This window comes from Terriglobia bacterium (assembly GCA_020072565.1).
Taxonomy (GTDB): domain Bacteria; phylum Acidobacteriota; class UBA6911; order UBA6911; family UBA6911; genus JAFNAG01.
Genome location: JAIQGI010000006.1, coordinates 24,273 through 36,654, shown reverse-complemented (window position 1 = coordinate 36,654; position 12,382 = coordinate 24,273). Strand labels below are relative to the sequence as shown.

Below are 12,382 nucleotides of genomic sequence, written 5' to 3'. Positions count from 1 at the left end.
CTCAATCAAACTCCAGCTTCTCTGCATTGCATCCCAGAAACGTCCATTTGGCGTCCTGTTCCTGTGGCTCCTGCGATAGCTTCAGAAGCTTGTTCCATGCGAACCGGATTCGCGCAATCCTTTCCTTTCGACCCGACAGAACCTTGCCCAACTCTGTGATGTCAAGCGTGACTTGGGTGACATCACGGAGCGCTTCATCGCGGATTTCGCAATCCCCGTTCGCACTCGGCTCGCCAATGGTCACCCCGCCATCTTTTCCCCGTTTCAAGTCTAAGAACTGGTCGAGACGCCCGACATAGTGCTTTGAATGGCCATCATCGTACTCCACGAGCACCAGTAACAAAGGGCGCTGCCCGATTTTTGACCGAGTGATCAGGCTCTTCGTCCCGTACCAGATCGCCTCGTAGAGTCTTTCCGCGTCCTCGCTCGTGAGCTTCGTGGTTTCTGCTGCCTTCTGGTTCACAATTCCATAGATCGCGATCAAGCCATACGGCAGGTTATATTCCTCGCGAAATGTCTTCTGTTGTGCGCCTTGGCCGGAAGCGAACGCACCCGTTCCCTTGATGAACCGCGGCTCAACGCGATGCAACGTTGTTCCCATGGCAAATTGCACAGCGCCGGTGAGTGTAACGCTTGAGTCCTTTCCTTCCTTCTTGAGCCCCGATACCGGTATCGTGGCGCCAAAAAGACGGATGTCAATACACTGTGCGATGACTCCAGCCTCAATAAAGTCCCGTTTCTCGAGAACATTTTTGACGTCCTTTTTGGCGTCCTTCGAGAGTTGCTCAAAGAAGTCCTCTGCGCGGTCCTTGCCTTCTTGAATTGTGCCGTCGGCTTTCTCGATCTGGCGGCAAAAGATCTCTTCTCCGCAATAATCATGCAAATAGTCACGGATTGTCCGTTTCAGACGGACATCGGATACCTTGGCTCGCCCCGCCTCCAAGTCCATCCTGGGCCGGTTCTCGTCATTTGGATCGCCATTCGGATTGGCGTCGGCAATGTCATACACAAATAAGATCTCGGTACGTGTCGTGATGGGTTCTGGCTTCTCCGTTTTCGCCGCTTCCATGATGTTTGGTTCTCCTTTCATTGAGGTTAGCTGGTTTGGGGTTCGTAGGTATCTACGCAAACCGTGGTCGCAATGTATGGCCCAAGGCAAAAAAATAGGAAATCTCATCGGTAGATAACGGCCACTGGTCCGGGGTCGCTGCCAGTGCTGCCGCAGCAAACTCCAACAAGGCACTCACTTTCGGTTCCTGCTTTTCTCCGTATGCCTTCGCCTTATCCTTCGCCGCGACAAACAGCCCGCGAACGTCCGATTGATCGAGGCGAAACCCCTTCAGCTTTCCCGAAAACGGAGTCGCGCCACGCACATCCTTCTGTATTTGCTCAATCCCGCTGCAACATGCACCCACCAAGAATGCTGCTTGCGGCGCGGGATCGGTTCGCAGCTTGCCCGACCCCAGGTCGAGCACTTTGCGCACTCGCTCGGCCTGCTCGGAATCACCGTAATCGACTTGCATATCTTCTTGTCTCCTCTCTGTGTTTGGATCTGTCAACGTTTCGAAAAAGAGAATCGTGCGAAACAAATCAGCGAGACGAAATTGCCAGTCAGGTAACCTTTTCTTGTCGATAATGCGCACTCTGTTCTGTCGATAATCATCCTGAACCCATCGCATGCCGACTTGAAGCAGCCGACGCGTCGAAAGCGGTCGCAGTTCCAATGCCGCCCGTGTCGCAGCCAAGAAATCATCATCAAAAGTGCTACCCCCGTGTGCGGCTGGGAAAACGCTGCGGAGTGAACCAAAGGTGAATTGGCCTTTCGTGAATGAAACTGGACTTGTTTCATCGAGCCACGGATGGCTATCCACGACGTCTTTGGCGTCAAACAGCTTTCGGAACCGGGTCGGCAAAAGTCCTGAGACATACAAAGCAGGACGGAAAGACTGCGGATCGGGTTGATAGAACAGCAAATCTACTTGCAGGAGATTCTTTTCTTGGGATACCACGTAAAACAACTCGTCCTCTGCAGCAGTCAACCGGGATTTGGCGGTTTTGTTGATCCGTGCATTTATCAGACTGTCCAAGAACTCGTACGCCATGGTCAGCGTTGGCCGCAAAGGCGATGGCAAGAGCAAGTACTTGAAGCCGTAGTAGTCAAAAGCCAACTCCTTCTTCACGCGCTCCCCGGCAAAATCCACTTTGTCGCAGCACTCCCTGCAAGCTGGGAAGTTGCGCCATGCCGCGGACGGATCAAACCCCCCCGACACCGAGCCTGGCTTGTCCAACGTGTAAACTTTGAACTGCTGGATTTGAAGCAACCCTGAAACTTCAGTGTTCGCCTTCCCGCAGATACTGCATTGCCCGATTCCCTGCACGGCACCCTTGATACCCTTCTTGCTTGTGGCGGACTCCTTCCCTGATCGCACCAACGACTGCTGAAACGCGGAATAGTCGCCGACACGTTTTAACTCCTTGTTACCTTCCTGCCACGCAACCGAAATGATTGCGGGCAGGGAAACAACGGATGTTTTTTTCGCCACAGGCGGGTTGCATTGTTCAATCTTCTCCCGTAGGGCGACACGATTCTCCATGTTTGGCTTGCCTTCCCCGGCTGCAATTTTCAACCAATCCCGAATCTTCCCAAGATGACTGATCTCTGATTCAGGCAGATCCACGCCCCTATCAACCGCATCCCGGATGCTTTCCGACAAACGGAATAGTTTCTTTCTGATCTCTTCCAGGAGTGCCGCCTGATACTCCTTATCGCCGTGTCCCTTCACACCCCGCAATCCGGACGTTGGTGTCGCATCCCAGCCATTGGGTGGCCCTTCGCGGTAGAGGTAGGTTCGGCGTTTCACCGCATCGCATTCCTCGACCTGAATCCGTTCGAAGCCTTTGTCGCAGAAAATCAAGAGAAGCACGGTCTTCGTCCGGAATTTCGCGACCGGGTCACGCAAGTATTGCGCAACAGAATCACTAGGCCGGAGTCCCTCTCGGTCCCTGTAAAACACACCGAGTTCGGCAAACTGATGGATCATGTTAACGGCCTCCTAAGGATTACCGCACCCGCACATTGCCGCGTCAAACGATCGACTCTCAGCCGCATCTTGAAGCAGGCTGAGATCTGCTTCGCTCTACCATCTCGGCGCCCAGATCATCCGAGGCGCCAGGACCTCACATATCAAACAGATCCGACATCATTTTCCGCGCGGTTTCCTCATCGAGTTCCTGCAGCTGCGGGAACCAGAGATCTTCGAGAGCAGCGGCGGACTCGGCCCATTTCTTGAGGTAGGAGCGCGCCGCGTCCAGCTGCCGGGAATATATCTCGGTGCTTTCACTCACTTCTGGGCCGGCTATGACAGATTCGCGTTTGGAACGCTCCCGTTTGCTCATTATGCTCCGTACTCCGGATATCCTGGCGCGATGACTATATTATCGCGCAGAACGTCTTCGTTTAGTCCTCCATTGTGTCCGTAGAGGCTTTTCACTGTTGCGAGCCTGTCTCTCTCGGATTTCAGGCTTGTTCGACCGAGTCCACCGCGGAAGTCGGGAAATGAGGCCGATGAGATCCTCGTGATTTCGGATCCCGCAGTCCGGAGAGTCAAAAGGATTTCCCTCTCACGATATTTAAAAAATGGCAAAAACCCAGCTCGAACAACTCCTTCGAGCTGTTGTAGAATTTCGATGAACCGTTTCGATAGGGCAACGAAAAAACGCCTCCGCGACGAGCGGTCGCCGCCCGATTGAACATTGTTACAGCTGAGTAATCGCCGCATGCGCTTACGCATCATTTTGGAGCCCGCTGACGAAGGCGGATACACCGTTTTCGTTCCGTCCCTGCCCGGGTGCATATCCGAGGGGGACACCCTTCAAGAAGCACGCGACAACATCCGGGAAGCCATTGCTCTCTATCTGGAACCCGCGGAGGAACTGCCTGTGCCCGAAGGCGCAATGGTCGAGGAAATTGTACTGTAGTTCGACCCATTCCAGGGTTGCAGGCACTGCGGTTCGGTTTCCCCAATTTCTCCTCGATAATCCAATCTGGTACATCAGGTTTTTCAGATCGAGCTCTCGCCAAGAGCGCCGGCCGCGCCATCAGTCTAAAAAGCGGGAGTGACATCCGAGGTCATTGCCTTTTGCTTTTATTTTGAATGTCGACTGCGTGATACGGACAGATCCTGAATGTTACGGCTGACTGCCCCTCAGGGATCGGCAGTCCGAGTCTCCGGGCCAAACCCGTGCCCAGTGCGCGAGCATCGGCGCTGCAGGAAAGATTCCTGAGTCGATTGGGCATCGGGGATATTTTGGATCGATGCGAAACATCGAAGAAATCCAGGCCGAAATCGAAAGACTGGCGCCCGACGAGGTGGAGCGCCTGGCCGAATGGTTCGCCGAATACAGGGCGCGCGCCTGGGATAGCCAGATCGCTGAGGATGCACGGCCAGGTGGCCCGTTGCGCCGCTTGATCGACAAGGCCAAGTCCGACTTCCATGCAGGGAAAACCCGCCGCCTGCCGTGACCAGTCACGCGAACGAGACCTTCTGGGTAGCCAACAGAGCACTCACACCGCAAATCCGTACTCTGGCCCGCAAGCAGTACCGGCTTTGGCGCCGGAACCCCTTTCACCCGTCCCTTTATTTCAAGAAAGTCGCTGACGACATGTGGTCTTTACGGATCGGCAGGCGCCATCGGGCGCTCGCCGCCTGCAGCCTACCTGCTGTCGGTCTTGGCTCCGATTGCGTCCTGGACCTGACTGTCACCCTCGCCGCCTCCGCGGAAATCGCGTGATACTGAACTGCTAATCCGCCGCATAACGTTGGGGCTCGGTGCGCAACTTTTTGCACGTGCGTCCTCAACGGCTCCCAACGGCCAGCATCATTGGCGCTATGCGCAAAATAGGTAGTCGTATCAAGGGGCATCTGCCCAACCTTATTTCTAACGCCTCTCGTCTTGCTACTTCCCGGATTCGCGTAAAGGCACAATCAACTCTCTCGATCAGTTCCTGATCTGTTATCTTCAATAACTCCATTCGCTTGATTAGATGCTGGGCGCTATGTCCACTTCCAGTAAACCTCGGCCCTTTCCCGTCAGCCTGTACTTTTGCTTGCTGCTCCGGGGTTTGTCGGGGACGGTCATCTCGACGAGGCCCAGATCCAGTGACGGCTGGAGATATCGGACGCGGAAATTTGCCTGGCCCTTCAACCGGAGGGCGTCCTGAGCTTGAGAGCGAGTCAGGGGCGACGCTTGGAGGACCTCCAAAAGCCTCCTGACTTCATCCCCAACTTCACCTGTGACTTCACCCGCAACTTCACCTGTGACTTGGTCCTGGCATGGGCCCAAGTTGCGCCTTGAACGTAACTATCAGGCTCCCCGCCTCCTCGGAAAACGTGGGAGGTTCCACTCCGTAGCGGCGGCACTCATCAATGACGCGGTTGGTGCCGCGCCCCCAGATTTCGACCGCGCCCGTGCGGTGAAAGGCGTCGGCGATCAGGGGATTGCGCAGGCGCGACCCCGACAGCATCTCCACCGTCACTCCCTTCGGAAGCCTGCCCACACTGCGAATTTCCACGCGATCGTCAAAGACGGCGACGGCGACGTCCCTTCATTTCAAGAAAGTCGCTGCGGACACATGGTCTGTATGGATCGGCAGGCGTCATCGGGCGCTCGCCGCCCGGGTTGAAGAAATCCTGCTTTGGTCTTAGATCAGCAGGCAGCGTGTCCACGGAGTGAAAAACCGCCGGAGCGATTTCGCAAGCGTGCGGGGAAAGACTTACTTGCTTCTGGCAGCTTTCTTCCTTTGGCGATGGGCGATCCGGGTCAGAGCCCGGAGCGCCTCGTTCACAGTCTTGGAATCAGGAAACAGGTCCGCGACATCGGGGTCCAGAATAACGATGTTTGTCCCCTTGGCAAACTGCTTTGCGTATTTTCCCCGTTTGCCGCCTGAAAAGTCGAATTCAGCGCGCATCTCTGTGATTCCGGGAGCGCTTTTGCCTCTTCTCGTGGTCTCCACCTTCATGAGCTTTCCGCTCTTTAGCGGTGCCACGCTTGCGTCAGCTTCCGGGTAAGCGGGCTTGACTCATGGCGGCACCTCGCGCCGTTCAGACGACGGCGAATAGGGATTCCATGGAAACTTCCACGTCTTTTCTTTCGATCACTTTCGAAGCGTCGAGGATTTCGAGCTCCAGGGGCTGGCCTTTGGCCGAAAAGTGCACGATGATGCCTTCGGCGAGGTCCCTGGAGTCGGATATCTTTCCCTCCCGCAGTTGAATGGTCAAGACATCCGCTTCACGAGAATATTTGATCTTCACGCCGGCGCCCTCCCTCAAAACAACGCTCTGCAGAAGGATAGTATACCGTGATCACAATCGGCACCGATCCCTCATACTCATAAACAGCTCTTACCAGGTGGATCTCCGTAACGCCGGTGGGCGATGACGCGGCCGATGTCCCAACAACACTTCCTCTGGAAAAAGCAAGGCCCGCAACACTTTTCTCACCTGCAATCCCCATCGGGCGCACCGTTCCAACGCATGAAAAGTGAACAATAGGATCGCCGATTTTCTGCCCGAACCTCAAAAATCCGCCCCCTTGCATGCTCTCTGGTTCCGACGATCCAAAACCGCGCCTCTTCCATTGTCTCCTTTCGCCAGATAATAACAAGAGCGACAGGGCGACCTTGCAGCCTTCGGCCGCGTCACTTACAGTCCAGAAGATTCTGGACCGGCGGTTCTCAGCTTCTCTCACGACCTTCAGCGTAATTGCGCGCGGCGTGCAAACGCGAGCAAATCAACGTTGAGCCCTGCCTTCCCAACGTTGGCGAACCGGATCAGGGCCGGCGGGATGCGCAGGCCGCGACGCTTCCCGTTCTCTGTGCCAAGTTCGACGGCATCCGCAATCGACGCCAGTCGCGGGACGGCGTCGGCGTCCGCCGCGCGCAGATGCGATTTCAGCCGGCTGCGCGTTTGCCGTAACCATTCATCGAAATTCTGTGCGATTTCGCCCTTCCCGGTTTCATCCGCAAGCATCTGCATCAGGCCCCGGCCTCCGGCAGGCCGCGCCAGGAAATAAACCGCCTTCAACAAAGGCCGGTGCCGCGAATAAATCTCGCCGTCCGTGGGATGGCACCGCTCGCAAGCGGGACGGCGATTCCGTTCACAGGATTTGCACCTGCGGCGCAGGCCCGCATACATCGCGTACAGAGCGAATTCCTGGGGAGGGAGCCGAACAGCATCCGTTCCACAGCGCAGCGCCCGCCGCTCGAAATCGATTTCTACCGGAACCGGCCGGAAATTCCGGTTCGCGGCCTCCTCGATCTTCCTGGCGCGCAACGCAAGCTGCTCCGATCCAAGTCCGAGCGATTCCGCTACCGCTCCGAGGCGAATCATCGGAACCTCCGCCAGGTCGATCCGCGCCTTGCTTGAATCCACCGTTCGGCCGTCCACGGTGTACAGTCGCCGCAACCGGGGAGGATAGAAGAAGTCGGGAATCCGCTCGAACGGCTCGCTTACCAGGACGTGATACAGGCGGTCGCCGGTACGCGCGCAGGTCTGCAACGCAAGCGCGAGCAGCGCCGCCATCGTCTTCCTGCCTCCGGCAATCGAACAGCGGATCTCCACATTGGGATCAGAGTGAAGGTCCGCCAGAAGCCTGGACATCGCTTCTCCCGCATCGCGGCTGTCGGCGCTCGACCGGATGTCCGAAAGCGGCTTGCCGGATCGGGACCTGATCACAAATACGTCGTCGAGAGTGCATTGAAGCGACCCGGGCGGCAGCCGGTACTCCGATGCCAGCCGCCGAATCGCTCCCCGGGCGCCAAGAAGCGAGGCGACAACCTTCCCGTAGGCGTCTTCGGTTGTTACGATGCAGACACGGCGCGGAACTACCCGAGGGCGGCCCTTCACGGCAAGCGCGTATAGAGTCTCCGTTACGACTGCCGGCGACATCCCCGCCAGGCACACCATCATCGGATAGCGCCCGTGACCTCTGGGAGGCGAGATCACACGAGACCGGCGCGCTCCGGCGCCACCTTCCGCTTTCCCCAGCATTGAGTTGGTCCTGTCCGGCGATTTGCCGATCTGAAGCCTCCGGGCGTTGACAGGATCGTCACGTGGCATGAGTCAGCGTCCTGAAGCACACACTTGCTCAGCCGCTCGTTGGGGGAGGTACGAGTGGAATTCTTGGATGCCAACAAGATAATAGGAACTGGCAAGGAATTCAAACCATTTTCGGGGCGGTTCCCGTGAGCGCTCCGCAATGAATGCCGATGGCGGCCGGGCGATTCTTGCTCAACCGATCCATATTTGCTAGCATAATGACAGCAGGGAGGATGTATGCCGACGCTTACGGTCAGGAACGTGCCGCCAAAGGTCGTGCGGGAATTGAAATCGCGGGCGCGCCGGAACCATTGCTCCATGGAACAGGAGGTGCGAAATCTCCTGGCCCAATGCACCGGGGAACGGCGGTCGGTGCTGGAGCAGATCGAGGCCGCCTGGAGCCGGCAGACACGCCGGCCTACTTCAAAGGAAGTGCAGTCGTGGATCCGCGCCGGAAGGGAATAAGGGCTGTGGTGGATACTAATGTCGTCGCATACCACCTGCTCGGCACTCCTCCGTTTGCAGAGGAGGCCGGACGGTTCTTGCGCGCGGCAGGAGATCTCTGCGCACCGGCCCTTTGGGAGGCCGAACTGGCGAACGTGCTCTGGATGGCGGTCCGCAAAGGGATCCTGGAGACCGATGAGGCGATCTCGAGGCTTGGTCTCGCGGCACAGCTTGGCATCAGTTCGGTGCCGAGCCGGATCCTGTGGCAGGGCGCCCTCATGTGCGCTGTCCACTCCGGCGTTCCGATTTATGACACGCTGTTTGTCGAGCTTGCTCATCGCGAAGAGATCCCTCTGGCGACGTTTGATGCCCGTCTCTGCAAAACCTTTCCAGATATTGCGAAGCGGCCGCGAGATCTGGTTTCCGGGTAAGCCGCTGGTCCCCGGTGGCGGTACGCGGTAATTCCCGGCCGACAAAGAAGTCACTGGAGAGGCCGCCGCGGATGCAGAGTATCCGTTGGGTCGGCAGGATTCGCTGTCGGCATGCCTTCGGCCTCTCGCTTACAGACCACTTCTGCGCCCACCTTTCCCCGGCACGTCCCCCTGAAGCCACCCTACCTGCCGGGCGTGACATCCGAGGTCAAATCTTCTGCAGGTGCGGCGATTTTTTTCGCTTCGGCGCGCACGCGGGTGCGGAGGCCCGACGGCGACACGACGCGCACGCCGGCGCCGAAGCTCAGGATCCAGCCGACCAGCTCCGGGGTGTCGGCGACGCGCAAGCGCATGCGCAGGGCGCCGCCCTTGATCGGCTCGAGGCGCTGGCTGGGGTGCCATTCGCGGTCTTTGACCCAGGCGGCGGTCTTGCGGTCGAAGAGGAGTTCCACGTCCACCGGGCGGCCGCGCATCACCACCAGCGCGTCCTGCACATACGCCTCCAGGTCGAATCCGAGGGGGAGCTGGCAGGGGCGGTTCGTGATCGCCAGGGCGCGCACCCGATCCACCGCAAACATGCGCACCTCGCGGCGCGTGTGGCAGTGGCCGATCAAATAGAGCGCGCCGGCGGTATACCACAGGCGGTAGGGGTCGACCTCGCGGCGGCTGGTTGCGTTTCGCGACGCCGAGAAGTAGCGCATGTGCACCGTGCGCTTCGACTCGATCGCGCGTGAGAGCTGCTCGATAGTCTGCCGGTGCTCCTTGTAGGACTTGTGTGGGCCTGTCCCCACCGACAGCCAGCCCCGCATCCGGCGGACATAGTCCAGCGCCTCCTGCGGCAGCGCCGCCGTGACCTTGTTCAATGCGGCGTCCAGCGATTCCTTCACGTGCGTGCCGGCCAGCGGCTTCATCAGGTCCCGGCTGAAAACCAGCGACATCAACTCCGTCGGGGAAAACGCGAGCGCGGGCGCCTTGAAACCTTCCACGAATCGCCAGCGAGTACGACCGTCGATGCGCTCCGGGTAGAGCGGGAAATAAGCCTCGATCGCCTCCAGATCGCGGCGCACCGTGCGGGCATTGCATTTGTGGTCCGGGGGCAGCGAAGCGACAAGCTCCTCCAGCGACACGCCGCGCGAGCCTGCGAGCCTCGCGATCAGAAACCACTGGCGTTTCACCTGGTCGTTGCGCGCCATGGCCCACCGCCTCCGGATGCAGACCGACGCCGCTCGTTGGGGGATTACGAGTGAGGAAATGAAGCGGACTCAGGATAGCGCAAGGGGAATTAGATATCAATGGACTTGGGTCAGTTTCGAGGACACCCATTGAGCGGGTGTCCCGAATGGCGCTTAAATAAGGGTGATTTGAATCGTCTTGAGCGTACCAGGAGCAAGGGCTTAAGCCCCAAAATGGGCGTCCGCAGCCCAGGGCGTGAGCCCTGGGAATGGAGGGCCATTAACAAACAGAGCCCTGTAAGGGCGATGCAAGGTCCTTGTAATCGGGGCATTGCAGGCGTTTCTGCATCGCCCCTACAGGGCTCATCCATCATTTGCGTCTTATCCCAGGGCTTGCGCCCTGGGCTGAAAACTACGGCCGCCCTTTCAGGGCTTGCGCCCTGGGCTGAAAACTACGGCCGCCCTTTCAGGGCTTGCGGCCACCAACGGCTTCGGAGCTTGTGGCCACCAACGGCTTCGGAGCTTGCGGCCACCAATGGTTCGCTGGAATGGCTGAGCCCGCCAGGGTCGCACCCTGTTTCCTTAATTAAGCGCCATTCGCGGGTGTCCCCGAAATTCCATGTCACAATCTCACGCGCTCAAGCCCAGGCTGATGTGGAGGGCGGAATTGACTTCAGCAATGCGGGCTTGGGAGAGAACTCCCAGTTTCTTTTTCAGACGGGTCTTGTCCAGAGTGAGAATCTGAGCCAGATTCACCATCGACGGTTGCTTGAGTCCTCCTTCGTTCCGATCCAAGACGACGGTCACTGGATATTTCCTGATTGTGGTCGTGATTGCCGCCACAATGGTGGTCGAGGCATATTGGTTGCCGACATCATTCTGGACGATGAGAGCTGGACGCATTCCTGTCTGTTCACTGCCGCGGCCAGGATTCAAATCCACCATCCAGATATCTCCGCGGCTGCAGGCGGGGCCGGTCATTTGATGACCTCATAGCCGGAGGTCAGATTCTCCTCTGCGACCTTCAGGTCCTCGTCGGCCATGTTTCTGTAACCTTCTTTGAGCTCCTGCTCGAGCCTGATCCTTTTCCAGGTCCGAATGGCGTTCTCTACCAGATTACTCCTGCTTCCATGAATGCTCTTGGCCTCCCGATCGAGTTCTCGGACAAGCTCTTCCTCAATGGTCACCGTGATCTTCTCCTTACTCATTCGCCCCCCATTCAGTATGACAACATATAAGATAACTGTGCTTACTTGTCAACGGGAAATTGGTGTCGGCCCTGCGGAGACTCCTGAATCTCCTGGCGACGATCCAAAACTGAATTGGGCGCTTGCATTGCAGGCGGTTTCGGCAAAACGCAGGCAGAAGCAGAAAACGACGGGAAGCGGACTCTCGAAATAAATGACCCCCCTAAAATCCGTCCAGCCTGATTTTCTCCGTCCTGCGGAGACGGTCTACTCGTCCGGAAGCCCTTGGCGAAACGGATCCGTTCGGATTCTCCCGCCGGCACTGCACGGTTATTTTGCGGCAACCCGTGGCCCGGCTGATCATCCAGCCCGGCGCTTGGCGATGAGCTCGCGCACTAGGGTCACCAGTTCAAGTTGAACAAGAGGCTGAATCAGAGCACTTTGAGTTCGGGCCAGTCAAGAGCATAGCCCAGGGCGCGTTTCACTTCGCGCTCCCGGTTCCTCGGCAGGGCGCCGATACGGCCGGTCAGAAGAGCTTTGGAAACGACGTGCACATTATCCAGGTTCACTACCGACGGTCGCGGCAGCCCTTCACTCTTCCCCAGAGCGACCTCTTCCGGAATGCCGCGGACGGTCGATGCCACCTCGGCAACGATGATCTTGTTCAGGTAGGCGTAGGCGGGATTGCGGCTAAGCAGGAACACGGGCCGGCGCCCTATTGGCTCCGGCAGGTTGGCCCAGCGGATTTCATACTGTCTCATCTCCGCGTTCTCCTGCGAGCCGGCCGCGGCTCCCAGACAATCGCGTCGAGACGCGCGTCGGCTGCCGAATCGGGATGCCTGCGGTATGCTTCCGCGGTCGCCTGTTCCTCAAGCTCCCAGAGCGCCCGGCGGATCGCCATCCGAATGAATTCCGAACGCCGGCGCGCTCGTCCCGGCGCGACCTGCTCGAGCTTCGCCGCAACGTCATCTTCGATCTCGATCAGCACCTGTTTCATATGCTGCATTATATAAACGTTTATAAGCACTTTCAAGGAACTTGAGAGGCGGCGC

At 58.1% G+C, this 12,382-nt stretch carries 18 protein-coding genes; 5 read left to right on the top strand and 13 right to left on the bottom strand.

From position 1 onward, the window contains the following. Position 1: 1 nt before the first annotated feature. From cas7b to LAP85_04965, 3 genes are all read right to left on the bottom strand, one after another. A complete protein-coding gene (gene cas7b / locus LAP85_04975) occupies positions 2-1,069 on the bottom strand; it encodes a type I-B CRISPR-associated protein Cas7/Csh2 (protein ID MBZ5495733.1) in 1,068 nt (355 codons plus the stop codon). A gap of 52 nt (positions 1,070-1,121) precedes the next feature. Beyond that, on the bottom strand, positions 1,122-3,041 hold the full coding sequence (locus LAP85_04970) for a TM1802 family CRISPR-associated protein (GenBank protein MBZ5495732.1): 1,920 nt from the start codon (positions 3,039-3,041) through the stop codon (positions 1,122-1,124). A 136-nt stretch (positions 3,042-3,177) separates the two neighbouring features. Continuing rightward, complete coding sequence (locus tag LAP85_04965) at positions 3,178-3,396, bottom strand: hypothetical protein (protein MBZ5495731.1); 219 nt, start codon at positions 3,394-3,396, stop codon at positions 3,178-3,180. Positions 3,397-3,777: 381 nt separating this feature from the next. On the opposite strand from LAP85_04965, the gene LAP85_04960 reads away from it, so the two are divergent. From LAP85_04960 to LAP85_04950, 3 genes are all read left to right on the top strand, one after another. Continuing rightward, positions 3,778-3,978 (top strand): type II toxin-antitoxin system HicB family antitoxin, encoded by a 201-nt coding sequence (locus LAP85_04960; GenBank protein ID MBZ5495730.1) that lies wholly within the window; start codon positions 3,778-3,780, stop codon positions 3,976-3,978. A gap of 337 nt (positions 3,979-4,315) precedes the next feature. Then, a complete protein-coding gene (locus tag LAP85_04955) occupies positions 4,316-4,522 on the top strand; it encodes a hypothetical protein (protein ID MBZ5495729.1) in 207 nt (68 codons plus the stop codon). Further along, a complete protein-coding gene (locus tag LAP85_04950) occupies positions 4,519-4,791 on the top strand; it encodes a hypothetical protein (GenBank protein MBZ5495728.1) in 273 nt (90 codons plus the stop codon). Before LAP85_04955 ends, LAP85_04950 begins: the two co-directional genes overlap by 4 nt. A 249-nt stretch (positions 4,792-5,040) precedes the next feature. Here the strand turns inward: LAP85_04950 and LAP85_04945 are convergent, their stop codons facing one another. The 5 genes from LAP85_04945 to LAP85_04925 all read right to left on the bottom strand — a co-directional run bounded on the left by LAP85_04945 (position 5,041) and on the right by LAP85_04925 (position 8,117). Continuing rightward, on the bottom strand, positions 5,041-5,262 hold the full coding sequence (locus LAP85_04945) for a hypothetical protein (protein ID MBZ5495727.1): 222 nt from the start codon (positions 5,260-5,262) through the stop codon (positions 5,041-5,043). A 49-nt stretch (positions 5,263-5,311) separates the two neighbouring features. Next, on the bottom strand, positions 5,312-5,572 hold the full coding sequence (locus LAP85_04940) for a hypothetical protein (GenBank protein MBZ5495726.1): 261 nt from the start codon (positions 5,570-5,572) through the stop codon (positions 5,312-5,314). Positions 5,573-5,773: 201 nt separating this feature from the next. Continuing rightward, the gene (locus LAP85_04935) at positions 5,774-6,019 is read right to left on the bottom strand and encodes a hypothetical protein (protein ID MBZ5495725.1); all 246 of its coding nucleotides are present in this window, start codon (positions 6,017-6,019) and stop codon (positions 5,774-5,776) included. An 82-nt stretch (positions 6,020-6,101) separates the two neighbouring features. Continuing rightward, complete coding sequence (locus tag LAP85_04930) at positions 6,102-6,311, bottom strand: DUF2283 domain-containing protein (protein MBZ5495724.1); 210 nt, start codon at positions 6,309-6,311, stop codon at positions 6,102-6,104. A gap of 441 nt (positions 6,312-6,752) precedes the next feature. Further along, complete coding sequence (locus LAP85_04925; protein ID MBZ5495723.1) at positions 6,753-8,117, bottom strand: TIGR02584 family CRISPR-associated protein; 1,365 nt, start codon at positions 8,115-8,117, stop codon at positions 6,753-6,755. 216 nt (positions 8,118-8,333) lie between these two features. Here LAP85_04925 and LAP85_04920 point away from each other — a divergent pair, with 216 nt between their 5' ends. Both LAP85_04920 and LAP85_04915 read left to right on the top strand, forming a co-directional pair. After that, positions 8,334-8,561, top strand: coding sequence for a hypothetical protein (locus LAP85_04920; GenBank protein MBZ5495722.1), 228 nt, complete (start codon positions 8,334-8,336; stop codon positions 8,559-8,561). Next, the gene (locus LAP85_04915) at positions 8,537-8,971 is read left to right on the top strand and encodes a type II toxin-antitoxin system VapC family toxin (GenBank protein ID MBZ5495721.1); all 435 of its coding nucleotides are present in this window, start codon (positions 8,537-8,539) and stop codon (positions 8,969-8,971) included. The genes LAP85_04920 and LAP85_04915 overlap by 25 nt, the downstream gene beginning before the upstream one ends. A gap of 182 nt (positions 8,972-9,153) precedes the next feature. On the opposite strand, the gene LAP85_04910 is transcribed toward LAP85_04915, so the two are convergent. The 5 genes from LAP85_04910 to LAP85_04890 form a co-directional block, all read right to left on the bottom strand. Continuing rightward, positions 9,154-10,164 carry a WYL domain-containing protein gene (locus LAP85_04910; protein MBZ5495720.1) on the bottom strand — a complete coding sequence of 337 codons (1,011 nt, stop codon included), beginning with the start codon at positions 10,162-10,164 and terminating at the stop codon, positions 9,154-9,156. A gap of 609 nt (positions 10,165-10,773) precedes the next feature. Further along, complete coding sequence (locus LAP85_04905) at positions 10,774-11,124, bottom strand: type II toxin-antitoxin system PemK/MazF family toxin (GenBank protein MBZ5495719.1); 351 nt, start codon at positions 11,122-11,124, stop codon at positions 10,774-10,776. Then, on the bottom strand, positions 11,121-11,351 hold the full coding sequence (locus tag LAP85_04900; GenBank protein MBZ5495718.1) for a ribbon-helix-helix domain-containing protein: 231 nt from the start codon (positions 11,349-11,351) through the stop codon (positions 11,121-11,123). Before LAP85_04900 ends, LAP85_04905 begins: the two co-directional genes overlap by 4 nt. A gap of 410 nt (positions 11,352-11,761) precedes the next feature. Next, on the bottom strand, positions 11,762-12,091 hold the full coding sequence (locus tag LAP85_04895; GenBank protein ID MBZ5495717.1) for a type II toxin-antitoxin system PemK/MazF family toxin: 330 nt from the start codon (positions 12,089-12,091) through the stop codon (positions 11,762-11,764). After that, positions 12,088-12,327: a hypothetical protein gene (locus tag LAP85_04890; GenBank protein MBZ5495716.1), complete on the bottom strand. Its 240-nt coding sequence runs from the start codon at positions 12,325-12,327 to the stop codon at positions 12,088-12,090. The genes LAP85_04895 and LAP85_04890 overlap by 4 nt, the downstream gene beginning before the upstream one ends. Between the last annotated feature and the right edge of the window lie 55 nt (positions 12,328-12,382).

Bases quoted from the DNA above. Each gene is read 5' to 3' on its own strand.
- LAP85_04970 (MBZ5495732.1), bottom strand. From the start codon at position 3,041: ATGATCCATCAGTTTGCCGAACTCGGTGTGTTTTACAGGGACCGAGAG.
- LAP85_04965 (MBZ5495731.1), bottom strand. From the start codon at position 3,396: ATGAGCAAACGGGAGCGTTCCAAACGCGAATCTGTCATAGCCGGCCCA.
- LAP85_04925 (MBZ5495723.1), bottom strand. From the start codon at position 8,117: ATGCCACGTGACGATCCTGTCAACGCCCGGAGGCTTCAGATCGGCAAA.
- LAP85_04895 (MBZ5495717.1), bottom strand. From the start codon at position 12,091: ATGAGACAGTATGAAATCCGCTGGGCCAACCTGCCGGAGCCAATAGGG.
- LAP85_04900 (MBZ5495718.1), bottom strand. From the start codon at position 11,351: ATGAGTAAGGAGAAGATCACGGTGACCATTGAGGAAGAGCTTGTCCGA.
- LAP85_04920 (MBZ5495722.1), top strand. From the start codon at position 8,334: ATGCCGACGCTTACGGTCAGGAACGTGCCGCCAAAGGTCGTGCGGGAA.
- LAP85_04955 (MBZ5495729.1), top strand. From the start codon at position 4,316: ATGCGAAACATCGAAGAAATCCAGGCCGAAATCGAAAGACTGGCGCCC.
- LAP85_04905 (MBZ5495719.1), bottom strand. From the start codon at position 11,124: ATGACCGGCCCCGCCTGCAGCCGCGGAGATATCTGGATGGTGGATTTG.
- LAP85_04935 (MBZ5495725.1), bottom strand. From the start codon at position 6,019: ATGAAGGTGGAGACCACGAGAAGAGGCAAAAGCGCTCCCGGAATCACA.
- LAP85_04910 (MBZ5495720.1), bottom strand. From the start codon at position 10,164: ATGGCGCGCAACGACCAGGTGAAACGCCAGTGGTTTCTGATCGCGAGG.
- LAP85_04890 (MBZ5495716.1), bottom strand. From the start codon at position 12,327: ATGAAACAGGTGCTGATCGAGATCGAAGATGACGTTGCGGCGAAGCTC.
- cas7b (MBZ5495733.1), bottom strand. From the start codon at position 1,069: ATGGAAGCGGCGAAAACGGAGAAGCCAGAACCCATCACGACACGTACC.
- LAP85_04960 (MBZ5495730.1), top strand. From the start codon at position 3,778: ATGCGCTTACGCATCATTTTGGAGCCCGCTGACGAAGGCGGATACACC.